A 23,832-nucleotide genomic window follows, 5' to 3' on the forward strand; every position below is an offset into this window, starting at 1 on the left:
CTGTCTACGACGCTGTTCCTGGATACGGTGGTTTTGAGGAAAAGAGCCTCACTACACAGGATTAGATCGCCATGTTCAACCGCCGAGGAGCCAGCGAACACGGCCTGACCTCTTCATTGCCTGCCCCCCGGAGAGTGGCCTGGTGGGTGTGGAGCGGACTGGGGACCGTCGCGCTGATCGGTCTGCTGCAGTGGGCCGGCGAAGGTCATTCCGCCTGGGATGTCAATGGGTCGGGATGGATGCAAGACCTCGCCAGATGGGTGGCGCGAACCTTCGGTGGCCTCGGCAGTGTCTTCGATACGCACGGAGGCCTCTCGCTGGGCCAGCGACTCGGGTTCTTCGCATTCGTCCTGCTTCTCCTCTACTTCTACTGGAGGGCGACGCGAGCGTGGCTGGCGTACAAGCCGGGTCCGGTCGACGTTCAGCAACTCACTGACTCGACACCGGTCCTGGGAAAGAACTCACCTTCCATCGAAGACCTGACCGCCGAGTTCCGACGGCAGCTGTCCGAGAGCAGCATGTACGCGCCGACCACGCTGCCAGCCGAGGCGCCGCCGATGAGCTTCCTGGAACTGCTCGGCGACATCGAGATCGACCCGAAGAAGCTGGGTGTCGTTCTGCCGCGCCTGCTCAGCAGACTTCGCCCGAAATTGGCCTATCGGGTCGGCGGGGTGCTCCGGCACCGGGACGAGGAACCGAATCAATACGGCATGACGGTCACCGTCATGGCATTCGTCTTCGGTGGCTCACGCGCGATGACCGTATGGGGAAAGGACTGGGACGAGGTCATCCACAAAGCCGCATGCTGTGTGATCAGCTCGCTGCTGCCCGTGACTCGCGCGGGGAGGCAGCCTCCTTGGCGCCAGTGGTGGGGACGGGAATTGAATCCAGCACTGTACGAGGCTTATCAGCAGGCGACCGAGCTCAGCCGGGCAGGGCGCTATCACGAGGCTTTGGTGCGGTACTACGAAGCGATAGGTCTCGACCCTGCAAATCCCTATCTGCGAGCCGAGTTGGCAGAGGTTCAGGAGAAGATGGGGCTGCACATCGACGCGCTCGATACCTGCCAAAGGGCCCTCACCCTCGACGGGCAGACCGCCTACCGTTATCACAAACGCCTGTGGCTGAACTGGAGCCGACTCCGCTATCTCGGGCGCCCTCGCCGGTACCGCGACGTGCTCGGTCTGCGCTACAGAAACACGATCATCCTGGGAATCTCCGAGATGACGGCGGAGCAGTGGTACGAGCGCAAGGGCACCAATGGCGAACGTACGCACAAGGATCTGATTTCGATCCTTGTGGCACGTTACTGGCCAGTGGCCGTCGACTTGGCCACCATTGATCCGCTGTCCAAGTATCCGGCAGGCGCCAGCGATGAGGAAAAGTCCAGGCAATGGCTCAAGGATGCGTTGTCGCTGGAGAAGCCGCCCGAGGGCGAAGACGCGGATACAACCGAACGAAATGTGAGCCGGCTCCGCGTGGCCTTCCAGAGAGCCTCTGCGCGGGAGACACGCCGTCTCGCCGCTGATGACCTGTGGGCCCGCGTGGCTGGGCTCTATGCGCCCGACAGGGTATGGAGCTGGATACGGCTCTTCTGGCCCTTCTCCTACGTCCAAAGCGCGCGCGGCCCAATGCAGCCCGTGACCCGGGGAGCATTCCAGGTCAACCAAGGAGTGTGGGGACCACTACGGTTGGTCTGGGCCGTCAGCGAGTACTTCGATATCGAACCCTCGCCGCTACGGGACCGTATCGCCATCGAGAAACTCGGCAAACAGACCCACGGGGCACGGAGACGATTTCCTCATTGCCCTCTTTGGCGGCGTCGTGACTGGCTGACCCTTTACAACAGTGCGTGTGTGTACGCCGTAGCCATGAAGATAGCTGAACACCTCAAGACCGATCTTGCCAAGCGTCCGGGCGACACGCAGAAGAAACAGGATGCCACCGAACGCCTCAAGACCGATCTTGCCAAGTGTGCGGTCGAGACGCTGGAGGAAGCGGTTCTGGTTTCGAAAGGAAGGTTCGCTTCGGTGGAACAGGCATGGCTGGTCAATGAGGATCCCGATCTGAAATCCCTTCAGGATGACGACCTCTTCCGTAGCTTCGTGCAGACCGCCTACCCGTCCGCAGAGGTCTCCGACAAATCCGCTCCGAGCAACATCGAGCAGATGAGAGACTACGACTACCGCCTCCTCGAGGAAACCGCCAAGGTCATGCAGGAGGTCTGGCTCCGGCGAAGCAATGAGGCGGGCGTCGATACTCGTGAAGCGACGGAGTGGCTGCGAGTCGAACGTGACATCTGGAAGCGGATTCACGAGGTTGCGGCCGGTGACCACACAGGCAGGTGGCGACACCGCGTGGAGCTCATACGCTACGTCCAGGCCAATAGTCACCCGACCGTGTGCGCCACTGCAGGCTTTCCGCCGTCCGTGCTCGTTGACGATGACGCCCCGGATGGCCGCCCGTCCTCCGAGGATATCGATGAACTGCTTAAGAGCGTGAAGAAGGATACGGAGGGAGTGCGGGCTCCCGACTCACGCAGCCTGCAATGGCAACAGATCCTTAGCCAAGCCTCAGCGAACCGCGTAGCTTCACTTAATGCGACCACCTTCCACGAGCTGTCGTCCGGATTTGCGGCGACTTGGCAGACGCTCCGCGACTGGCTGGCAGGGGAGCCCAAGGACCAAAACGGTGAACAGTCCTTCCTCAAAGCTGTGAAGAGAGTCCCTAAGCCGAACAGGAAGTCCTCCGCGAGGCGCGGCAGAAGGAAGAAATTCTGATTCCAGAATGAGCTTCCGCGAGATTCGTAGCGTCCGGACTCACTCGCCCCCCACGACGTGGACGAATCCGGTGTTCACCGCGAGCAGTCCCCCGTCCACCCGCAGCGTCGTGCCCGTGATCCAGGCCGCGTCGCGCGAGGCCAGGAAGGCCACCGCGGCCGCGATGTCCTCCGGCTCGCCGACCCGGCCCAGGGGGTAGACCTTGCTGAGCCGGTCCAGTTGCCCCTCGCGGCCCGACCAGGAGGGGGTGCGGATCGTGCCCGGGTTGACCTGGTTGACGCGGACTCCGCGGGCAGCCGCGTCGCCCGCCAGCGTACGGGTCAGTGAGGTGAGGCCCGCCTTGGCCGCGCTGTAGGCGTGGTTGCCGAAGTCCTGCTCGGCGTTGACCGAGCCGATGTTGACGATCGCGCCGCGGCCGGACGCCGCCAGCTGCGGCAGTGCGGCGCGGGCGCAGCGGAAGGCGCCGGTCAGCGTGATGTCCAGGTCCCGCTGCCAGGTGTCGTCGGGCTGGTCCTCCAGCAGCGGGGTGTCGGGGCTGCACGAGAAGGCGTTGTTGACGAGTACGTCGAGGGTGCCGAAGCGTTCGACGGCGTACGCGACGGCCGCTTCGACCGCCGTACGGTCGCCCACGTCGCAGCCGGTGGACTCGGCCCCCGCGATCTCCCCCGCCGTCTTCGCGGCCCGCTCCGCGTCCACGTCGGTGACCAGGACGCGGGCCCCTTCGGCGGCGAGCCGTCGCGCGGTCGCCTCGCCGATGCCGCGCCCGGCGCCGGTGATCAGTACCCCGTACCCCTCGAAACGTCCCATCGCGCTGCTCATAGCGCTGAACGTACCGCCCTGATCAGCGCCTGGGCGCGCGGATCGGCCGTAACCCCCTTGCGCAGACCGTTGGTTACGTAGCCGAGCGCGATGCCCGACTCGGGGTCGGCGAAGCCGAGCGAGCCGCCGCGGCCGGGGTGGCCGAACGAGCCGGGGCCCAGCAGCGGGCAGGCGGGGCCGTGCAGCATGAAGCCGAGGCCGAGGCGGGTCGGGACGACCAGGACGCGGTCGGGTCCCGCCGATTCCTCGGTGCGGGCGAGCGTGAGGGTGGCCGGGGCGAAGAGCCGGGGGCCGCCGTCGACCTCGCCGATCGTGGCGGCGTAGAAGCGGGCGAGGGCGCGGGCGGTGGATATGCCGTTGGAGGCGGGGAGTTCGGCGGCGCGGTAGGCGGGGTCGTTCTCGTCGGGCATCGGGTCGATCGCCCCGAAGGCGCGCCGGGTGAGGGAATCGGGGTCGCTGTAAGCCTCGGAGACGGCGCGTTTGGGGCGCAGCTTGAGGCCGCCGCCGTCCGCCGCCGCCGGCTCCTCGACGGGGCCGATCCGGCCCACACGGTGCGCCTCGTCCTGGGGCAGCCCGATCCAGAAGTCCAGGCCGAGCGGTCGGGCGATCTCTTCGGCGACCCAGCGGCCGATGGTGCGGCCGGTGACGCGGCGGACCAGTTCGGCCAGGAGCCAGCTGTAGGTCTGGGCGTGGTAGCCGTGGTCGGTGCCGGGATCCCAGGCGGGGCGCTGCGCGGCGACGGCGGCCGGACCGCTCACGCCGTCGGCGGCCTCGGCCGGGGTGAGCGGGCGGTCCAGGGCGGGCAGCCCGGCGCGGTGCGAGAGCAGCTGGCGTACGACGACGCGCTCCTTGCCCGCCGCCTTGAACTCCGGCCAGTACGTGCCGACGGGGGCGTCCAGGTCGATCTGCCCGCGCTGGTGCAGCAGGAGGACGACGGCCGCGGCGATGCCCTTGGTCGCCGAGCGGACGATCTGCGCGGTGTCCAGGGCCCAGGGCTCCTGCCCGGCTGCGTCGTCGACGTTCCTGGTTCCCGCCCACAGGTCGACGACCTTGCGCCCGTCCCGGTAGACGGCGAGGGCCGCGCCGCGCTCGCCGCGCTGCTCGAAATTGCGCATGAAGGCGTCCTTGACCGGCTCGAAGCCCTCCGCCACCGTGCCCCGGACGTCCACTGCGCCTGCTTTCCCGCTCCCGCTCATCCCCCCATGGTGCAACGTGGTCCGGACCACGTGACTCCGGGGTCAGCTCAGCGGTGCGAGGGCGGCGTCAAACGGACACGGACTTCGGATCGAAGCCGAACGGCAGCTCCAGGCGGTGCGCGCGCATCAGCTCCTCGTCGCTCAGCAGCTCCTGCGTGGGCCCGTCCGCCACGATCACGCCCTCGCTGAGGATCACCGCACGCGGGCAGAGCTCCAGCGCGTACGGAAGGTCGTGCGTGACCATCAGCACCGTGACGTCCAACGACCGCAGAATGTCGGCCAGTTCGCGCCGCGACGCCGGGTCGAGATTGGACGACGGCTCGTCCAGTACCAGGATCTCCGGCTCCATCGCGAGCACCGTGGCGACCGCGACCCGGCGGCGCTGCCCGAAGGAGAGATGGTGCGGGGGCCGGTCCGCGTACTGCTCCATGCCGACCTGGGTCAGCGCAGAGACGACCCGCGCCTCGAGCTCCGCACCGCGCATGCCCGATGCCGCAGGGCCGAAAGCCACGTCCTCGCGGACCGTCGGCATGAACAGCTGGTCGTCCGGGTCCTGGAAGACGATGCCGACCCGGCGGCGGATCTCGGCGAGGTTCGCCTTGGCGACCGGCAGGCCCGCGACCGTCACCGAGCCCACGCCGCCGGTGAGGATGCCGTTGAGATGCAGGACGAGCGTGGTCTTGCCCGCGCCGTTGGGCCCGAGCAGGGCGACCCGCTCGCCGCGGGCCACCGTCAGGTCGACGCCGAACAGGGCCTGGTGGCCGTCGGGGTAGGCGTAGGCGAGGCCGCTGACGTCCAGAGATGCGGTGGTCATAGGGTCCATCCCAGCAGACAGACCGCGAGCGCGGTCAGCGGGAGTGCGGCGGCGTACGTCCACTGCGCCCGGGTCGCGGTCACCTCGTCGATGACCGGCATGGTGCCGGTGTATCCCCGGCTGACCATCGCCAGATGCACGCGCTCGCCGCGCTCGTAGGAGCGGATGAAGAGCGCGCCCGCGGACTTGCCGAGGACCCCCCAGTGCCGGATCCCGCGTGCCTCGAAGCCGCGGGACCTGCGGGCGATCGACATCCGGCGCATCTCGTCGGTGATGACATCGCCGTAACGGATCATGAACGACGCGATCTGGACGAGCATCGGCGGCAGTTTGAGCCGTTGCAGTCCGAGCAGCAGGGAGCGCAGCTCGGTCGTCGAGGCGAGGATCACGGAGGCGGCGACACCGAGCGTGCCCTTGGCCAGGACGTTCCAGGCGCCCCACAGGCCGGGGACACTCACCGACAGGCCGAGCACCTGCACCTGCTCGCCCGGGACCACGAAGGGCATGAGGACCGCGAAGGCCACGAACGGGATCTCGATCAGCAGGCGTCGCAGCAGAAATCCGGCGGGGATGCGGGCCGCTGCCGCGACCGCGGCGAGCAGCACCGCGTACAGGCCGAAGGCCCAGACCGCCTCGCGCGGCGTGGAGACCACCACCAGCACGAAGCAGAAGACGGCCGCGAGCTTGCAGTGCGGGGGCAGGTCGTGGACCGGGGAGTGGCCGTGCCGGTAGAGCTTGTGGGTATGGCCCGCGCCCATGTCAGATGGTCTCCGGTACGCGGGTGGGCCCGGCGTCCTTCGTCTGGCGGCGGCGGATCGACCAGAAGATTCCGGTACCGGCGACGACAGTGACGCCGACGCCGATCACGCCCGCCAGGCCTCCGGAGAGCCGGGCGTTCGCGATGTCCTTGACGCCGTAGTCGGCGAGCGGCGAGTCCTTGGCGGAGTGGTCCTCGACCTTCTTGTCGATGCCCTTGTCGGCGGCGACCTTCTCCAGGCCGTCGGGGCTGGCGGAGGCGTAGAAGGAGACGAAGCCCGCGAGGACGAGGGCGGTGACCAGGCCGGTCGCCCAGACCGCGCGCGTCGAGCGGGCGGCGACGGGGACGGGCCGGGCGGCGGGGGCGTCGACCAGCTCACCGCCGACGCGCAGCTTGAGCGGGGCGGCCAGGCCACGCGCGCCGTAGACCAGGTCGGGCCGCACCGCGACGACGGCGCCGACCGTCAGCATGGTGATCACGGCCTCGCCGATGCCGATCAGGACGTGGACGCCGACCATCGCGGTCAGCACCTTGCTGACAGGGACGTCGGTGGTCCCGCCGATCGCGTAGATCGCGGTGAAGACGCAGGCCGCGGCCGGTACGGAGATCAGCGCGGCGGCGAAGGAGGCGACGGTGACCGAGCGGCGCCTGCGCGGCAGCACCTTCACCAGGCCGCGGAAGAGCGCGTACGCGACGACGACCGTGACCACGCCCATGACCGTGATGTTCACGCCGAGCGCGGTGAGGCCGCCGTCCGCGAAGAGGATGCCCTGCATCAGCAGCACGACGGATATGCAGAGCACGCCGGTGTACGGACCGACGAGGATGGCGGCCAGTGCCCCGCCCAGCAGATGTCCGCTGGTGCCGGCGGCGACGGGGAAGTTCAGCATCTGCACGGCAAAGATGAACGCGGCGACCAGGCCCGCCAGCGGGGCGGTGCGTTCGTCCAGCTCACGGCGGGCGCCGCGAAGGCTGACGGCGACAGCACCGGCGGCGACGGCCGCGGCACCCACCGAGACCGGGGCGTTGATGAATCCGTCGGGGACATGCATGTCGGGCTCCGCTTCGGACAGATGAATAACTGTTCAATGATAGAGCCTTGTTGCAAACGACTTGCAAGAGCGTATCCATCACGATTGGAGTCGAGCCTCACGCCCCAAATATGGGACATTAGATGACAAAGCAGGCGAATGTGAGGAGCTGGCCGATGTCCGCAGTCGTCAAAGATCATGCATTGGCCAGAATCGTCACCGACGCTCCGCAGTACCGCTCCGTCCGCGTCGTACTGAGCTACGACCCCGACGACCCGCAGGCCGTGTGCTTCGCGTTCCCCAGCGGCCGCGCCTGGACCTTCCCGCGCGAGCTGCTGGAAACCGGACTGCGCGCCCCCGCCCGCAAGGGCGACGTCGAGGTCTGGCCGTGCGGCCGCGTCCAGGCCGTGGTGGAGTTCCATACCCCGGACGGCGTAGCGGTGGTGCAGTTCGACACGAAGGTGCTGATCCGCTTCCTGCGGGACACATACGCAGTGGCCGCACCCGCCGCCCGAAGGTGACGAGCACGGCCACTGAGTGCCGCGACGGACCCCGTCCCCACGGTGCCGTCGCGCTGCCGGGGACGTACGCGCCGCTCGCAGCGACGCCCCCGGAGCCATGTGACTAGACGCGGACCAGCTTGCGCTCCTCGTCCGGGTCCTCGGGACTGTCGGCGAGCTCCTTGTGCAGCTTCTCGCCCTCGACGTCCACATTGGGCAGCGCCCGGTCCAGCCAGCGCGGCAGCCACCATGCCTTGTGGCCGAGCAGCGCGAGCACCGCGGGCACGATCGCCATCCGGACCACGAAGGCGTCGAAGAAGACCGCGATCGCGAGACCGAAGCCGATCATCTTGATCATCTGCTCACTGGAGCCGATGAAGCCGGAGAAGACCGCGATCATGATGACGGCCGCCGCGGTGACCACACGGGCCCCGTGCTTGAAGCCGGTGACGATCGCCTCGCCGGGCCGCTGACCGTGGACGTACGCCTCACGCATCCGCGTGACCAGGAAGACCTCGTAGTCCATGGCGAGACCGAAGACGACGCCCACCATGAAGATCGGCATCATCGACATGATCGGGCCGGTCTGCTCCACGCCGAACAGCGAGCCGAGCCAGCCCCATTGGAAGACGGCGACGACAGCGCCGAGCGCCGCGACGACCGAGAGCAGGAAGCCGAGAGCCGCCTTCAGCGGTACGAGGACCGAGCGGAAGACCACCATCAGCAGCAGGAAGGCGAGTCCGACGACGAGCGCGAGATAGGGCAGCAGCGCGTCGTTCATCTTCTGCGAGAAGTCGATGTTCATCGCCGTCGCGCCGGTGACCAGCACGTCGTCGCCGCTGTCGGCCCGGATCGAGTGGACGAGGTCCTCGGTCTCGACCGAGGATGGCCGGTCCTTCGGGATGACCGTGATCATCGCGGTGTCGCCGGACTTGTTGAGGGTCGGCGGGGTGACGGCCACGACTCCGTCGAGGCCCTTGATGTCCTTGACCGTACGGTCGGCCGTGCCCTTGTCGCCGTCGACGACCACGAGCAGCGGGCCGTTGAAGCCGGGGCCGAAGCCGTCGGACAGCATGTCGTAGGCCTTGCGCTGGGTGGTGCTGACCGGCTGCGAGCCGTCGTCCGGCAGACCCATCTCGAGCGAGGACGCGGGTATCGCGATCGCGCCGAGGCCCACCACACCGGCGAGCAGCACGGTGACCGGGCGGCGCAGTACGAAGCGGGACCAGCGGGTGCCCATGTTCGGCTTCTCGCTCGTCTCCTTGCCCTTGCGCACCTTGCGGCCCAGCACGCGCTTGCCGGCGAAGCCGAGCAGCGCGGGGATCAGGGTGAGCGCGATCAGGACCGCGATGACGACCGTGCCGGCGGCGGCGAAGCCCATCTTGGTGAGCATCGGGATGTTGACGACGGCGAGACCGACGAGCGCGATGACCACCGTCAGGCCCGCGAAGACGACCGCGGAGCCCGCGGTGCCGACGGCCCGTCCTGCGGCCTCCTCGCGTTCGCGGCCCTCGGCCAGCTCGGCGCGGTAGCGGGAGACGATGAAGAGCGCGTAGTCGATGCCGACCGCGAGGCCGATCATCATCGCGAGCGTCGACGTGGTGGAGCCCAGGTCGAGGACGTTCGCCAGCGCGGTGATGGTCGAGATACCGATGCCGACGCCGATGATCGCCGTGAGCAGCGGAAGACCGGCGGCGACCAGCGAGCCGAAGGTGATGACGAGGACGACCGCCGCGATGGCGACACCGATGATCTCGCCCGCCCCGGTCTCCGGGACGGCCTGCAGCGCGTCGCCGCCGATCTCGACGGTGAGCCCGCTGTCACGCGCGTGGTCCCCGGTCTTCTTCAGCGCCTCGCGCGTCTCGTCGGTCAGCTCCATCCCGCTGACCTTGTACGTGACCGATACGTACGCCGTGCCGCCGTCCTTGGAGACGGCGTTGGCGGTGAACGGGTCGTTGACGGAGGCGACCTGGTCGGAACCGGCCTTCAGCGCGGTGACCGCCTTGTTCACCTCGGCCTTGTTGGCCGGTTCGGTCATCTTGCGGCCGTCGGGCGCCTTGAAGACGACCCGGGCGGTCGCGCCGTCGGGGCTGGCCCCGGGGAAGCGCTCTTCCAGCAGGTCGAAGGCCTTCTGCGCCTCCGTACCCGGTATCGAGAAGGACGACGATGTGGCGGTGGACGCGGAGGCCGCGCCGACCCCGGCGATCGCCAGCAGCGCCACCCACAGCAGGGCGACGAGGCGGCGGCGCCGGAAGGCGGACCGCCCGAGTTTGTAGAGGAACGTGGCCACGAGGGCGTACTCCCGTGTGTGAGGTGAACAGGGCATGGGGAGCCGGCCCGACGACGAGAGCGGCGCGCGTCAGGAGGTGCTGGGTGGTGCGGGGAGGTCTGTGGGGTCAGACGCCGAGGGCGGGGAGGACCACGGCGTCCAGGTAGTCGGTGAGGAAGGTCCGGTCGGGGGTCCGGTCCTCGATCAGCTGCCGGGCGACGAAGGCGCCGACCAGCATGTGGGGGACGAAGTCGAGTGCGCGGTTGTCCACGCTGACCTCGCCCCTTTCCACGGCCCGTCGAAGCAGCGTGTCGAGGCCGGTGATCTCGGGCTCGATCAGCAGCTCCCGCAGGGCCTGGTGGAGATCGGGGTTGCCGTGAACGGCCTGGGCCAGACCCCGCATCAGCGCGGAGTCCTTCTCCATCTGACAGTCGTCGGTGCGCTCGAGCATTGCGTGGAAGTCACCACGCAGGGTGCCGGTGTCGATGTCGGCGACACTCACCGGCTTGTTGTGCCTGAGAGCCCTGGCGACCAGCTCCGGCTTGCTCCGCCACTGACGGTAGAGCGTGGCCTTGCTGGATCGAGTGCGGGCGGCGACGGCGTCCATCGTCAGGGCGTCGTAGCCGACCTCGCGCAAGAGGTCGAGCACGGCTTCGTACAGCTCCGCCTCGCGCTGGGGCGTGAGCCGGCTGCGCGTCATGGTCGACCTCCTGTCACATCCGAACGAAACGGTTTCGTACACCACGACGGTAACCCAGACCGTCCGCGAAACGAAACCGTTTCGCTTGTGTCGTGGGTCACCGGCGAGACCCACCCCCCTCCACAAGTTGCCGGGCCCCCCGGGCACGGAAAGCATTGGGGGGTGAGTGACGACGTCGCGTATCTCCGTTTCCCGCATCTGCACGACGACTTGCTGTGCTTCGCCGCCGAGGACGATCTCTGGATCGCGCCCCTGGTACCGGCCGGGCACCGGCCCGGCCGCGGCTGGCGCCTCACGGTCGACCGCACGAGAGTCGGCCATCCACGCTTCTCGCCCGACGGCAGCCAGATCGCGTACACGACCTGGCGCAGCCTCGACCCGGAGATCCATCTGGCACCGGTCACGGGCGGTCCCGCGCGGCGGCTGAGCTACTGGGGCTCGACCGACACCCGGGTCTGCGGCTGGGACCCGGACGGCCACATCCTCGCCGTCTCCTCGCACGGCCAGCCCTTCTCGTACTTCTCCTGGGGCTACAAGGTGGCAACCGACGGCTCCCCCGGCAGACGGCTGCCCTGGGGCCCGGCCTCCGACGTCCAGGTCGCCGACTTCGACGGAGAGCACCGCACGCTGCTCCTCACCGGCAAACCGCCGCACGAACCGGCTGCCTGGAAGCGCTACCGGGGCGGGGCGACGGGACGGCTCTGGCTGCACGGGGAGCGGCTGCTCGCCGATCTGGAGGGGCATCTGGACTGCCCCATGTTCGTCTCGGGACGTATCGCGTTCCTCTCCGACCACGAGGGCGTGGGCAATCTCTACTCCTGCCGCCCCGACGGGACGGATCTCCAACGCCATACCGACCATGACGCCTTCTATGCCAGGCACGCCTCGAGCGACGGTCGCAGGGTCGTCTACCAGTGCGCGGGCGACCTGTGGATCGTCGACGATCTGACGGTGCCGGACGCCCGGCCGCGCAAGCTGGAGGTACGGCTCGGCGGCCCGCGCGCCGGACGCCGGACCTACCAGGTCCCGGCCGCCAGCCACGTGGACTCGATCTCGGTGGACACGACGGGACGGGCGAGCGCCGTCTCCGTACGCGGCAGCCTGTACTGGCTCACGCACCGCGACGGTCCCGCGCGCACGATCGCGGACACCCCGGGCGTACGGGTCCGGATGCCGGAGATGCTCGGCACCGGCGGCCAGGTCGCGTATGTCACGGACGCGGAGGGCGAGGACGCCGTCGAGATCGCGTACCTGCCGAGGGCGAGCGGCGACCGGGAGCCGCGGCGGCTGGCCGCCGGCGAACTGGGCCGCGTCCAGGAAATGGTGTCGGATCCTGACGGCGAGCGGCTCGCCATCGCCTCGCACGACGGGCGCCTGCTGCTGATCGACGCGACCGAAGAGTCCAACGGCGAAGTCACCGAACTCATCCGCTCCATCAACGGGCCGGTCCGCGATCTCGCCTTCTCGCCCGACGGACACTGGGTGACCTGGTCGCAGCCGGGCATCGGCCGCTCGCTGCGGCAGATCAAAATGGCCCGGATCAAGGACCGTACGATCGTCGACGTCACCAACGGCCGCTTCGAGGACGAGAATCCGGTCTTCACGCGCGACGGCCGCTATCTCGCCTTCCTCTCCTGGCGGGGCTTCGACCCGGTGTACGACGTGCACACCGGGGACCTGTCCTTCCCGCTGGGCTGCCGCCCCTATCTCGTACCGCTCTCCTCCGCGACGCCCTCGCCCTTCGCGCTGCTTCCGGACGGGCGGCCAGCGGCGGGCGGGCTCGATCCGCTGGACGAGCCGGGAGAGCAGCCGGGCGAGGGGACGGTGACGGTCGAGGTGGAGGGTCTGGAGAGCCGGGTGACGCCGTTCCCCGTGTCGGCCTCCAAGTACTCGGCGCTGCACCCCGTCAGCGGCGGCGGCCTGGTCTGGCTGCGCTGGCCGATCTCCGGGGCGCTCGGCGAGACGTTCGCCAACCCGGCGGACACCTCGGGCCGCCCCACGCTGGAACACTTCGACATCACCAAGGCCCGCAAGACCGAACTCGTCGGCCATCTCGACTGGTTCGCGGTCAGCGGTGACGGCAGCCGGCTGGTGGTCGTGGACGACGGGGAGCTGCGCGCGGTACCGGCGACCGAGTCCGGCGACAGCGACTCGACGGTGTATCTGGACCTGCGCCGGATCATGCACGAGGTGGATCCGGCGTCCGAATGGCGCCAGGCGTACGGGGAGGCGGGCCGCCTCATCCGCGCGTACTTCTGGGAGCCGGGGATGTGCGGCATCGACTGGGACGCGGTGCTCGACCAGTACCGCCCGCTGGTCGAACGGGTCGCCTCGCCGGACGAGTTCGCGGATCTGCTCCGCGAGGTGCTGGGCGAGCTGGGCACCTCGCATGCGTACGTGACGCCCGCGCGGCGCAACGAGGGCCCGCCGCACTATCAGCGGGCGATGGGCCTGCTGGGCGCCAATCTGGTCTGCCGGGACGGCAGTTGGACGGTCAAGCGGATCCTGCCCGGCGACTCGTCGGACTCCAAGGCGCGCTCCCCGCTGGCCGGTACGGGCATCCGCGAGGGCGCGGTCCTCACGCATGTGGACGGCCGCCCGGTCGACCCGGTGGCGGGCCCGTACCCGATGCTCTCGGCGGCCGGCGGCACGACCGTCGAGCTGACCTTCCAGCCGGCGGAGGGCGAGGGACGCGCACGGCGGGTGGCGGTCGTCCCCCTGGTGGACGAGCGGCCGCTGCGGTACCAGGACTGGGTGGCCAAACGCCGCGAGGTGGTACTGGAGTTGAGCGGCGGCAAGTGCGGCTATCTGCACATCCCCGACATGGGCGGCTCGGGCTGGGCACAGTTCAACCGCGATCTGCGGATGGAGATGTCGCGCCCTGCGCTGATCGTCGACGTACGGGGCAATGCGGGCGGCCACATCAGCGAGCTGGTGGTGGAGAAGCTGACCCGGAAGATCCTGGGCTGGGACCTGACCCGCAACGCCCAGCCGGTCTCGTACGCATCGAACGCGCCACGCGGTCCGGTGGTCGCGCTGGCGGACGAGGCGACGTCGTCGGACGGCGACATGATCACGGCGGCGTTCAAACTGCTGGGCCTGGGCCCGGTGGTGGGCAGCCGGACCTGGGGCGGGGTGGTGGGCATGACGGGCCGTCACCGGCTCGGCGACGGCTCGGTGATCACGGTCCCGATGAACGCGGCCTGGTTCGACGCGTACGGCTGGTCCGTCGAGAACCACGGCGTGGACCCGGACCTGGACGCCCTGCGCACGCCCCTGGACTGGGCGGAGGGCCGGCATGTCCAGCTGGACGACGCGATCCAACTGGCCCTGGACCTGCTGAAAACCCACCCGGCGGCGATGCCTCCGGACTACTCCGGGGCGCCGGACCTGCGCCGCCCGAAGCTGCCGCCGCGGACATCGGGCCCGTCCGGCGACTGAGGACCTGTCCGGGGCGCGGGGCGATCCCGCAGGCACAGAAGAGAGGCGCACCCGGCGTCCCGGGTGCGCCTCTCACGCCCACGCAGGGCGCAGCGTCAGGCGTCGTAGTCCTGGTCGAACCTGTCCTGCGCCTCTTGCATGGCTTCTTCGGTGGTCTTCTCGTGCGGCTCCTGACCCGGCTTCCGCGCCTCGGACGCCCGCTCCGACGACTCGTCCTTCGCGCTGCCCGCGGCCTTCTGCGCCTTCTCCTTGAGCTCCTGCGCCTTGTCGTTGAACTGGTCCTTCATGCCCATGTCGTTCACTCCTAGCGGGGTGTGGGGGTATAGGGGGTGTCTTTCGGAACTTGCCGGGCTCGCGTGCCCTGGCACGGCACCTCTCCCTGATCCGGCCTGATCCAAAAGACACCCCCTAGGCCTCGACCAGCCTGGCACGCACCGACATACCTCGCATTTCGATCAACGACGCTGTGTACCCGACTCTCGCGCGGCCTCGTCCGCCGCTCCACCCGCCCCCACGAGCCCCTTCGCGACCCCTTCGAGACGCGGCTCGAAGCGCCGCATCTCCCGCTGTCCCACGATCCCGATGAGCGACGGCAGATACCCGCGCACCGACTGCATCCCGCGCAGCCACCACTGCCCGTACACATGCGAGGACCGCCGCTCGATCCCGGCCACGATCCGGTCCACCGCCGGGCCGAGCGGATAGGTCTTGTTCGACGGCCACGGCAGCCGCTGCCGCAGCTCGCGCATCACGTCGTCCTGGTCCGCGCCGCGCACCAGATCCGTGTCCGTCCAGGACAGATAGCCGACACCGACCCCCACACCCCGGTATCCGACCTCGGCCCGCAGGCTGTGCGCGAAGGCCTCGACCCCCGACTTCGACGCGCAGTACGCGGTCATCATCGGCGCCGGTGTGATCGCCGCCAGCGACGCGATCTGCAGGAAGTACCCGCGGCTCTCCACCAGCAGCGGCAGGAACGCCCGCCCGGTCACCGCGCTCCCGATCAGGTTGACCTCGATCACGCGGCGCCACGACACCGGATCCGAGTCCATGAACGGACCGCCCGACGCGACGCCCGCGTTCGCGACGACGATGTCGACCTTGCCGAAGCGCTCCTTGACCTCCTGAGCGACCCGCGCCATCGCCTCGTGGTCGGTGACGTCCGCGTACCAGTGGTCACTCTCGGTGTGCAGCCGCTCCGAGACCTTCTTCAGCTCGTCCGGCTCCAGGCCGACGAGCGCCACCTTCGCGCCGCGCGCCGAGAGCTTGCGGGCCAGCAGCTCGCCCACACCCCGCGCCGCGCCGGTGACGACCGAGACCTGTCCCTCCAGGCTGGTCCTGCTCATGCGGCCTCCTCCTTCGCGTTGACGAACGTGTCCACCAGTTCACGGATCTTCGCGGTGACGGCCTCCGGGGCCTCCACCGGTGTCATATGGCCCATCCCGGAGAGCTCCACGAACTCCTGGCACTGGGGCAGGGCATCGGCGAGGCGCCGGGCGTGCACCATGGGGGTGAGCCGGTCCGCCGTGCCCGCCACCACGACCGTGGGCACCCTCAACTCCCGTACACCCGCGTCGAGATCGAGCTCGGCGAGCACCCGAGCCCAGGCCACCCGGGACGCCCTCGGGCAGGCATGCACGATACGGGCGCACTCCGCGACCCGCTCCGGCGCCGAACCGGGGCCCATCGTCGCGTACTTGAGGATCCGCCTGGAGATCGGCGTCACCGGTCCGAGCGGCGCCCGCGCCCCCAGCACCGAGCGCGTGAGCCGGGTCCGCAGCCGCCCGGCGCGCATCGGCAGCACCAGCGATTCGTCGACCAGCCGCGAACTGCCCGTGCTGCACAGCAGCACCGCGGCGGCGTGCTCCGCGAAGGCGGCCCGCCCGGACGCGGCCAACAGCGTCATCCCGCCCATGGAGTGCCCGGCGAGCAAGGCCTTCTCGCCCGGAGCCAGTACGGCCCGGAGCACCGCTTCGAGGTCGTCGGCGAGCGCGTCCGTACCGACGGCGGCAGCCGCCGTTCGGCCGTGACCGCGCTGGTCGTAGGCGACGACCCGGTGGTCGACCGCCAAGTCCGCTATCTGCGCGGCCCAGAACTCCGTGGAGCAGGTCCAGCCGTGCGCCAGCACGACGGCGGGTGCGTCGTCCGGGCCGTGCACCTCGACATGGATCGGCGATCCGTCGGCGGAGACGGCGGTCAGTGTGCGGCTCATCGCGCGACCTCCGCGGCCTCGGCGGCAACCGGTGCCGACTCGGCCGGCGCAGACTTGGCCGTTGCGACCGGCATCCGTACGACCTCGTACTCCGCGAGATCCACCTCGCGCGTCTCCCGCCGGAACTCCCCTGTCGTCCCCGGCCACAGCGTGGTGTTACGCCCGTTCGCGTCCAGGTACCAGCTGTTGCAGCCGCCGGACTTCCACACCGTCCGCTCCATGCGCTCCTGCACCAGCCGGTTCCACGCACCCACCGCGGACGGCCGCACCGCCAGCGCCGCGCGCCCGCCCAGCACATTGAGCTGCCGCATGTAGTCGGCCATGTAGTTCAGCTGGGACTCGATCATCAGGATCATCGAGGAGTTCCCGAGACCGGTGTTGGGGCCGATGATCGTCATCCAGTTGGGGAATCCTGCCGCGGTGGCTCCGCGCAGCGACTGCATCCCGTCCTTCCATGACTCCGCCAGCGTGATCCCCTCGGCACCGACCACCCGCTCGGCGATCGGCAGGTCGGTCACATGGAACCCCGTACCGAAGATGATCGCGTCGACCTCGGTCTCCGTACCGTCGGCCGCGACGAGAGTCGACCCGCGCACCTCGCTCAGCCCCGAGGCGACGACGTCCACATTGGACTTCGCGAGCGCCGGGTAGTAGTCGCTGGACAGCAGGATCCGCTTGCAGCCGATGCGGTACGAGGGCGTCAACCGGGCCCGCAGCGCAGGGTCCTTGATGGACTTCGCAATATTGGCCTTGGCGAGGGACTCGATGAGCCCGAGCTCGTTCGGCCGCTTGGTGAAGGCGCTGACCTGCAGCTCCCTGATCCCCCACAGCAGCCCGCGGCGCGCGGTCCCGGTGAACGGCAGCTGCCGGTGCAGCCAGCGCTCCACCCCGGTGATCCTGCGGTCCATCCGCCGCATCACCCACGGCGGCGTCCGCTGGAACAGCGTCAGCTTCCCGGCCTGCGGCTGGATCGCGGGCACGATCTGGATCGCGGACGCCCCGGTCCCGATCATCGCGACGCGCTTGCCGCGCAGGTCGTAGTCGTGGTCCCAGCGCGAGGAGTGGAAGACCTTGCCGGGGAAGTCGGCAAGGCCCGGAATCTCAGGGATCTTCGGATCCGACAGCGGCCCGGTCGCGGAGACGACCACATCGGCGGTGATCGTCCCCTTGGAGGTCTCGATCTCCCAGCGCAGCTGGTCGCCCAGCCAGCGCATGTTCAGCACTTCATGGTTGAAGCGGATGTGGGAGCGCAGCCGGAAGGTGTCGGCGACATGCTCCAGATACGCGCGGATGTGCTCCTGCCCGGAGAAGGTGCGCGGCCAGTCGGGGTTGGGCGCGAAGGAGAAGGAGTACAGATGGGAGGGCACATCGCAGGCGCACCCGGGATAGCTGTTGTCGCGCCAGGTCCCGCCGACCGAGCCGGCCCGTTCCAGGACGACGAAGTCGGTGATCCCTTCGCGGCGCAGCCGGACCGCGGCCCCCAGGCCGCCGAATCCGGATCCGATCAACGCCACCCGTACGTGCTCGTGCTGGCCCATGCCGCCGCCTCCCGCTGAACGTCACAACCCTGCCAGCAATCACTGGCACAGTTGGGAGGGTAAGGCAGCGGCATATCTCGCGGTAGGGGTAGGACCCGACAAGTTACCGGCGGTACAACATAGGCTTCCCCTGTGGCAGACGTACGCGAGTACCGCATGGAGGAACTGGCCAAGGAGGCCGGCATCACGCTGCGCACGTTGCGCTACTACCGCGAACGCGGGCTGATACCACCACCCCGCCGCGAGGGCCGTATCGCCTGGTACGACGACCACCACCTGGCCAGGCTCCGCACGATCGCCGCGCTGCTGGAGCGCGGCCACACACTGAACGGCATCGCGGACCTGGCCACGGCGTTCGAGAGCGGCCGCGACGTCGGCGAAGTGCTGGGCCTCGGTGAGCCCACCGAGGAGACCCCGGTCCGGCTCAGCCCGGAGGAACTGGCCGACTACTTCGAGGGCGAGGTCACCGCCGAGAATCTGGCGGCGGCACTGGACCTCGGCTATCTGGCGACGGACGGCGACGAGATCGTCCACATCAGCCGCCGCCTGCTCGATGTCTCGGCCGCGCTCGTACGCGAGGGAGTCCCGCTCGCGGCAGTCCTGGACGCGGCCCGCCGCGTCCGCTCCCACGCGGACGCGCTGGCAGACCTGTTCGTCGAGGTGCTGAGCGCCCACGCCCCCGAGGGCGAGGTGGAGAGGCTGCGCCCGCTGGCCAAGAGCGTGGTCGAGGCGGAACTCTCGATGGCGCTCGACCGCAGACTCGTGCGGAAGGAGCCCCCGGCGGAGACGCGCTACAGCTCGTAGACCGCCGTCACCGGCGCATGGTCGCTCCACCGCTCCCCGTGCGTCGCCGCCCGCTCCACCCACGCCTTCACCGCGCGCCGCGCAAGACCCGCCGTCGCCACCTGGTAGTCGATGCGCCAGCCCGCGTCGTTGTCGAAGGCCCGTCCGCGGTACGACCACCACGAGTACGGTCCCTCCGCGTCCGGGTGCAGCGACCGCATCACATCCACGTACTCCGCCTCGTCGAAGACGCGGGACATCCACTCCCGCTCCTCCGGCAGGAAGCCGGAGTTCTTCTTGTTGCCCTTCCAGTTCTTGAGGTCCGCCTCGCGGTGCGCGATGTTCCAGTCGCCGCACACCACCACCTCGCGCCCGTCCGCCGCCGAGCGCGCCTTCAGTTCACGCAAGTACGGCAGGAACTCGGCCATGAACCGCATCTTCTCGTCCTGCTTCTCCGTGCCGACCTCCCCCGACGGCAGATACAGGCTGGCGACCGTGACACCCGGCAGGTCCGCCTCGATGTACCGCCCGCTCGCGTCGAACTCGCCCGACCCGAAGCCGATCCGCACCCGGTCCGGTTCGCGCCGCGTATAGAGGGAGACGCCCGCGCGGCCCTTCGCCTCGGCCGGGGCGTGCACCGTGTGCCAGCCATCGGGCTCGCGCACCTCGTCCGGGAGCTGGTGCGCCTCGGCCCGCACCTCCTGGAGGCAGATGGCGTCGGCGGAGGTACCGGCCAGCCACTCCACGAAGCCCTTCTTGGCTGCGGCACGGAGCCCATTCACATTCACGCTTGTCACGGTGAGCATCCCGGCACCCTACCGACCACCGTGCCGACAGCCCCGTGCGCCTTACACGTACGCTCGTGCGCATGGATGTGAGACCCATGCCCTTCGACCACCCCGATGCCGTCAAACTCAATGACCAGGTCCAGCTCGAGTACGCCGAGCGGTACGAAGACGACGGCGACATCACACCGCTCGACGCCTCGATGTTCCAGCCGCCGAACGGTCTCTACCTCCTCGTGTACGACGACCAGGGCCACCCCGTCGCCTCCGGCGGCTGGCGTGCGCATGAGGAGAACGACGAGGGCTACAGCGACGGAGACGCCGAGCTCAAGCGCATGTACGTGATCCGCGAGGCGCGCGGCCAGGGTCTCGCCCGGCGCATCCTCGCCGCCCTTGAGGACGATGCCCGCGCGGCCGGCCGGACCCGGATGGTTCTGGAGACCGGCACCAAGCAGCCCGAGGCGATCGCCCTCTACATCTCCAGCGGTTACGAGCTCTGCGCGCAGAAATTCGGTCACTACCGCGAGTTCGAGGACAGCCGCTGCTTCGCCAAGTCTTTGTCGCGCCCCTGACATAACCAAGATTCCCGTGGCACTCTGCCTCACGCACGCGCACGCCGATCCGCACCGCCTCATCCCCCACCCTGCCCGCTCGACACCACGCGCGGGCACGGCAGAAGGAGACATGCGTGAGACGCCATCGCACCGCCGCCGGGATCCTGTTGGCCGTCGGCACCCTGCTCATCGGCGCCCTGTCGGCCACCGCCGCCGGCGCCGCCCCCGCCCCGTCACCCACCCCGACGGTCTTCAAGCAGCAGCAGACGAAGGGCTTCTGGACCGCCGAACGGATGCGCAGCGCCACCCCCCTCGACGTGATCCGGGTCTCCCCCGGCGCCGTCAAGGCCCCGCGGCCGGGCGGCAGGGAGACGGTCATATCCCCGACCGCGGCATCCTCAACTGCCTTAGGGCCGACGGCCTTTCCGCAGGCAGGCGGCCCCTGGACGGGCAGCGGTGCCGTGGTCAAAACCTCCGGCCGGGTGTTCTTCACCTTCCAGGGACGTACGGCTTCCTGTTCCGGTGACTCGGTCACCAGCCAGAACGGCAACACCGTGATCACCGCGGGCCACTGCGTGAAGTACCAGGGCGCCTGGCACACCAACTGGGTCTTCGTGCCCGGCTACAACAACGGCCAGGCACCGTACGGCCAATGGTCCGCCACCAAGACCTTCTCGACCACCCAGTGGGTGGCGAGCGAGGACATCAACTACGACGTGGGCCTGGCGGTCGTCGCCCCGCTGGGCGGCAAGACGCTCGCCGCGACGGTCGGCGCACAGGGCCTGAGCTTCAACGGCGGCTACAACAAGCCGATGTACGCCTTCGGCTTCCCCGCGGCCGCTCCGTACGACGGCACCAAGCTCATCTACTGCAGCGGGAACTCCTCCAAGGACTTCCTCTTCTCCCAGGACCACAGCCTGGGCTGCAACATGACGGGCGGCTCCAGCGGCGGCCCCTGGTTCACCTCGTTCAGCGAGGCCACCGGCACCGGCCTGCAGGCCTCGGTGAACAGCTTCGGCTACACCTTCCTGCCGAACCGGATGTTCGGTCCGTACTTCGGCAATGACGCCAAGTCCGTGTACGACAAGGCCCAGGTGTCCTGAGCAGGGCGGCCGGCGGGGGCGCGCTCAGCTCCCGCCGGTCCCACCGCCCGCTGTCGACTCCTCGTGTTCGCCCTCCGCGTCCACATGCGGCAGGATCCGGTCCAGCCACCGTGGCAGCCACCACGCCGCCGGCCCGAGCAGAGTCATCACCGCCGGGACCAGGAGCAGTCGCACCACGGTCGCGTCGATCAGCACGCTCACGGCGAGGCCCAGACCCAGCATCTTCACGACGATGTTGTCGCTGACGATGAAGGCGGCGAAGACGCTGACCATGATCAGCGCGGCGCAGGTGATGACCCGCGCGGTGATCTCCAGCGCGTGCGCGACGCTCGCCTTGGAGTCGCCGGTGCGCAGCCACGCCTCATGGACGCGGGAGAGCAGGAAGATCTCGTAGTCCATGCTCAGACCGAAGACGATCGCGAACATCATCATCGGCACATAGCTCTCGATGGGCACGTCCCCCGACACTCCCAGCGCCGGACCTCCCCAGCCCCACTGGAAGACGGCGACCACGACTCCGTACGAGGCCGCGATGGAAAGGACGTTCAGCACGGCCGCCTTGACGGCGACCAGCAGCCCGCGGAAGACGATCAGGATGATGATGAAGGCGAGGCCGACCACGACCAGGATGATCACGGGCAGCCGCTTGGAGACGATGTCCAGGAAGTCGACCTGCGCGGCGGTCGTACCCGTGGCATAGCCCCTCGCCGCGGTGCCGGCGACTGCCTCGGGCAGTACGTCGTCCACCATCCGGTTGACGAGCTGCGTGGTGTCCTCGTCCTGCGGCGCCTGCTTCGAGTACGCGGTCGCGACCAGGACGTCGCCGTCCTGGGTCGGCTGCAGCGGCGTGATGGTCGCGGCACCCGGCACATCGGTGAGCGCCTTCTGCGCCTGCGAGGAGAGCGCCGCCCGGTCGGCCGACGGCACCGAGGTCTGGTCGATGACGAGTGTCAACGGGCCGTTGGATCCGGGCCCGAAAGCATCGGACATCAGGTCGAAGGCGACCCGGTCCGTGAAGGACTTCGGGTCGGCGCCGTCCCCGATGTGGCCGAGCTGGATGGAGAAGAGCGGGATGGCGAGCACGCCTACGACGATCAACCCGCTGACCAGGAAGTGCCATGGCCGCCGCTCGACGCGCATCGCGTACCGGTGCCAGGTTCCGTGCGCCTCGGCGCCGGGCTCCGCGTCCGTCTCCGCGATCGGCTTGCGCACGTGGTACTTGTCGATCCGCCGGCCGACCAGCCCCAGCATGGCGGGCACCAGCGTGAGCGCGCCGATGACCGCCGTGACCACGGTGACGGCGGCGGCCACGCCGAGTTTGCCGATGAAACTGATCCCGGAGACCCAGAGGCCGCACAGGGCGATGATGACCGTGCAGCCGGAGACGAGCACCGCCCGGCCGCTGGTGGCCACCGCCCGGCCTGCCGCGCTCACCGGATCGGCGCGGTCGATGAGGTTCTGCCGGTGCCGGGTGATCAGGAACAGCGCGTAGTCGATACCCACGCCGAGGCCGATCATGGTGGCCAGAGTCGGCGAGACCGTGGCGAAGGTGGAAGCGGCGGCGATCAGCCCGAGGACGGCAAGCCCGCAGATCACGCTGGTCAGCGCGGTCAGCAGCGGCATGCCGGCGGCGATCACACTGCCGAAGCCGATCAGCAGCACCACGATCGCCACTGCGAACCCGATCAGCTCACTGACCCGGTCGTCCGCCTCGGGACGGGCCAGCTCACCCAGCGCACCGCCGTACTCCACGTCCACCCCGGCCGACCGCAGCGGCTGGACCGCCGTGTCCACACCGTCGAGATACGACTCCTCCAGGAGGGAGGGCTGCTTGTTGAAGCTGATGGTGATGTACGCGGTCGAGCCGTCCGAGGACAGTGGACCGACGTCCTGTCCGGACGGCTGGGCCGGTGGCGTGGATCCGGGCGGAGGCAGCGGATTCTGCACCGAGATCACATTCGGCAGCTTCTGCAGGTTCCCGACCACCGTTGACATCTGCGAGCTGAGATCGGTGAGCGGCTTTGCGGTGTCGTGCAGCACGATCTGGCTGCTGTAGCCGCCCGCGGACGGCTGGTGCTCCTTCAGTACGTCAAGACCCTCCGTCGACTGCACGTCGGACAGCGAGAAGTTGTCGGAGTACTCGCCGCCATATGTGCGATGCAGCACCTGAAGACCGGCAAGGGCGACCAGCCAGAGAACGATGACGATCACGCAGTGGCGGGCGCACCATTCACCGAGCCTGCGCAGCAGCCCCTTGCGGTGCGCGGGTTCGGACGCGCTCGTGGCCTGCGCGGGTGGCTCGGCCATCGACATGCGTCTCTCCCGACGGGAAGCCGAATCGGATATTCAGCATTAAAAGGCCGTTCGGTCGGGGCGGCATGCGCAAACGACGAAGTCCCGCCCGGTCGTGATGACCGGACGGGACTTCGTCAGTTGTTGTGGACCTGTGGGGATTTGAACCCCAGACCCCCTCGATGCGAACGAGGTGCGCTACCAGACTGCGCCACAGGCCCTTGCAACGAGTGAAACTCTAGCATCCTCATCCGGGTG

At 69.1% G+C, this 23,832-nt stretch carries 19 protein-coding genes and 1 tRNA gene; 6 read left to right on the plus strand and 14 right to left on the minus strand.

The window, feature by feature from the left end; all coding sequences use genetic code 11:
- Window positions 1-71 precede the first annotated feature (71 nt).
- Entirely contained in the window at window positions 72-2,780 is a 2,709-nt protein-coding gene (locus ABZS64_RS02975) for a tetratricopeptide repeat protein (RefSeq protein WP_355822427.1), read from the plus strand.
- 39 nt (window positions 2,781-2,819) lie between these two features.
- Here the strand turns inward: ABZS64_RS02975 and ABZS64_RS02980 are convergent, their stop codons facing one another.
- From ABZS64_RS02980 to ABZS64_RS03000, 5 genes are all read right to left on the minus strand, one after another.
- A complete protein-coding gene (locus ABZS64_RS02980) occupies window positions 2,820-3,587 on the minus strand; it encodes an SDR family NAD(P)-dependent oxidoreductase (RefSeq protein WP_355822783.1) in 768 nt (255 codons plus the stop codon).
- 8 nt (window positions 3,588-3,595) lie between these two features.
- Window positions 3,596-4,768, minus strand: coding sequence for a serine hydrolase domain-containing protein (locus tag ABZS64_RS02985; RefSeq protein WP_355822785.1), 1,173 nt, complete (start codon window positions 4,766-4,768; stop codon window positions 3,596-3,598).
- 94 nt (window positions 4,769-4,862) lie between these two features.
- Window positions 4,863-5,618 carry an energy-coupling factor ABC transporter ATP-binding protein gene (locus ABZS64_RS02990; protein WP_355822428.1) on the minus strand — a complete coding sequence of 252 codons (756 nt, stop codon included), beginning with the start codon at window positions 5,616-5,618 and terminating at the stop codon, window positions 4,863-4,865.
- Window positions 5,606-6,367 carry a cobalt ECF transporter T component CbiQ gene (gene cbiQ, locus ABZS64_RS02995; RefSeq protein ID WP_355822430.1) on the minus strand — a complete coding sequence of 254 codons (762 nt, stop codon included), beginning with the start codon at window positions 6,365-6,367 and terminating at the stop codon, window positions 5,606-5,608. The genes ABZS64_RS02990 and cbiQ overlap by 13 nt, the downstream gene beginning before the upstream one ends.
- Window position 6,368: 1 nt before the next feature.
- Entirely contained in the window at window positions 6,369-7,418 is a 1,050-nt protein-coding gene (locus tag ABZS64_RS03000) for an energy-coupling factor ABC transporter permease (protein ID WP_355822432.1), read from the minus strand.
- Window positions 7,419-7,573: 155 nt separating this feature from the next.
- Between ABZS64_RS03000 and ABZS64_RS03005 the strand changes: the two genes are divergently transcribed.
- Entirely contained in the window at window positions 7,574-7,918 is a 345-nt protein-coding gene (locus tag ABZS64_RS03005; protein ID WP_355822434.1) for an SsgA family sporulation/cell division regulator, read from the plus strand.
- 103 nt (window positions 7,919-8,021) lie between these two features.
- Here the strand turns inward: ABZS64_RS03005 and ABZS64_RS03010 are convergent, their stop codons facing one another.
- Together ABZS64_RS03010 and ABZS64_RS03015 are read right to left on the minus strand one after the other, a co-directional pair.
- Entirely contained in the window at window positions 8,022-10,187 is a 2,166-nt protein-coding gene (locus ABZS64_RS03010) for an MMPL family transporter (protein WP_355822436.1), read from the minus strand.
- Between the two features lie 106 nt (window positions 10,188-10,293).
- Entirely contained in the window at window positions 10,294-10,866 is a 573-nt protein-coding gene (locus tag ABZS64_RS03015; protein ID WP_355822438.1) for a TetR/AcrR family transcriptional regulator, read from the minus strand.
- Window positions 10,867-11,028: 162 nt separating this feature from the next.
- Between ABZS64_RS03015 and ABZS64_RS03020 the strand changes: the two genes are divergently transcribed.
- Window positions 11,029-14,307, plus strand: a complete 3,279-nt coding sequence (locus tag ABZS64_RS03020) for a S41 family peptidase (protein WP_355822440.1) — start codon at window positions 11,029-11,031, stop codon at window positions 14,305-14,307.
- Between the two features lie 95 nt (window positions 14,308-14,402).
- On the opposite strand, the gene ABZS64_RS03025 is transcribed toward ABZS64_RS03020, so the two are convergent.
- The 4 genes from ABZS64_RS03025 to ABZS64_RS03040 all read right to left on the minus strand — a co-directional run bounded on the left by ABZS64_RS03025 (window position 14,403) and on the right by ABZS64_RS03040 (window position 18,057).
- Window positions 14,403-14,600: a hypothetical protein gene (locus ABZS64_RS03025; protein WP_355822442.1), complete on the minus strand. Its 198-nt coding sequence runs from the start codon at window positions 14,598-14,600 to the stop codon at window positions 14,403-14,405.
- A gap of 162 nt (window positions 14,601-14,762) precedes the next feature.
- Window positions 14,763-15,653: an SDR family oxidoreductase gene (locus tag ABZS64_RS03030; RefSeq protein WP_355822444.1), complete on the minus strand. Its 891-nt coding sequence runs from the start codon at window positions 15,651-15,653 to the stop codon at window positions 14,763-14,765.
- The gene (locus ABZS64_RS03035; RefSeq protein ID WP_355822446.1) at window positions 15,650-16,519 is read right to left on the minus strand and encodes an alpha/beta hydrolase; all 870 of its coding nucleotides are present in this window, start codon (window positions 16,517-16,519) and stop codon (window positions 15,650-15,652) included. Before ABZS64_RS03035 ends, ABZS64_RS03030 begins: the two co-directional genes overlap by 4 nt.
- Complete coding sequence (locus ABZS64_RS03040; RefSeq protein ID WP_355822448.1) at window positions 16,516-18,057, minus strand: NAD(P)/FAD-dependent oxidoreductase; 1,542 nt, start codon at window positions 18,055-18,057, stop codon at window positions 16,516-16,518. The genes ABZS64_RS03035 and ABZS64_RS03040 overlap by 4 nt, the downstream gene beginning before the upstream one ends.
- Before the next feature lie 156 nt (window positions 18,058-18,213).
- Here ABZS64_RS03040 and ABZS64_RS03045 point away from each other — a divergent pair, with 156 nt between their 5' ends.
- Window positions 18,214-18,861: a MerR family transcriptional regulator gene (locus ABZS64_RS03045; protein WP_355822787.1), complete on the plus strand. Its 648-nt coding sequence runs from the start codon at window positions 18,214-18,216 to the stop codon at window positions 18,859-18,861.
- Here the strand turns inward: ABZS64_RS03045 and ABZS64_RS03050 are convergent.
- Window positions 18,849-19,646: an exodeoxyribonuclease III gene (locus ABZS64_RS03050; RefSeq protein WP_355822449.1), complete on the minus strand. Its 798-nt coding sequence runs from the start codon at window positions 19,644-19,646 to the stop codon at window positions 18,849-18,851. The genes ABZS64_RS03045 and ABZS64_RS03050 overlap by 13 nt on opposite strands.
- A 62-nt stretch (window positions 19,647-19,708) precedes the next feature.
- Here ABZS64_RS03050 and ABZS64_RS03055 point away from each other — a divergent pair, with 62 nt between their 5' ends.
- Both ABZS64_RS03055 and ABZS64_RS03060 read left to right on the plus strand, forming a co-directional pair.
- Window positions 19,709-20,197: a GNAT family N-acetyltransferase gene (locus tag ABZS64_RS03055; protein WP_355822451.1), complete on the plus strand. Its 489-nt coding sequence runs from the start codon at window positions 19,709-19,711 to the stop codon at window positions 20,195-20,197.
- A 116-nt stretch (window positions 20,198-20,313) separates the two neighbouring features.
- On the plus strand, window positions 20,314-21,282 hold the full coding sequence (locus ABZS64_RS03060; RefSeq protein WP_355822453.1) for a peptidase: 969 nt from the start codon (window positions 20,314-20,316) through the stop codon (window positions 21,280-21,282).
- Window positions 21,283-21,306: 24 nt separating this feature from the next.
- On the opposite strand, the gene ABZS64_RS03065 is transcribed toward ABZS64_RS03060, so the two are convergent.
- Together ABZS64_RS03065 and ABZS64_RS03070 are read right to left on the minus strand one after the other, a co-directional pair.
- Complete coding sequence (locus ABZS64_RS03065) at window positions 21,307-23,595, minus strand: MMPL family transporter (protein WP_355822455.1); 2,289 nt, start codon at window positions 23,593-23,595, stop codon at window positions 21,307-21,309.
- A 126-nt stretch (window positions 23,596-23,721) separates the two neighbouring features.
- Window positions 23,722-23,795 (minus strand) — tRNA-Ala (locus ABZS64_RS03070).
- Between the last annotated feature and the right edge of the window lie 37 nt (window positions 23,796-23,832).

Source organism: Streptomyces sp. NPDC005408 (genome assembly GCF_040606445.1).
In the GTDB taxonomy this organism is placed as follows: Bacteria; Actinomycetota; Actinomycetes; order Streptomycetales; family Streptomycetaceae; genus Streptomyces.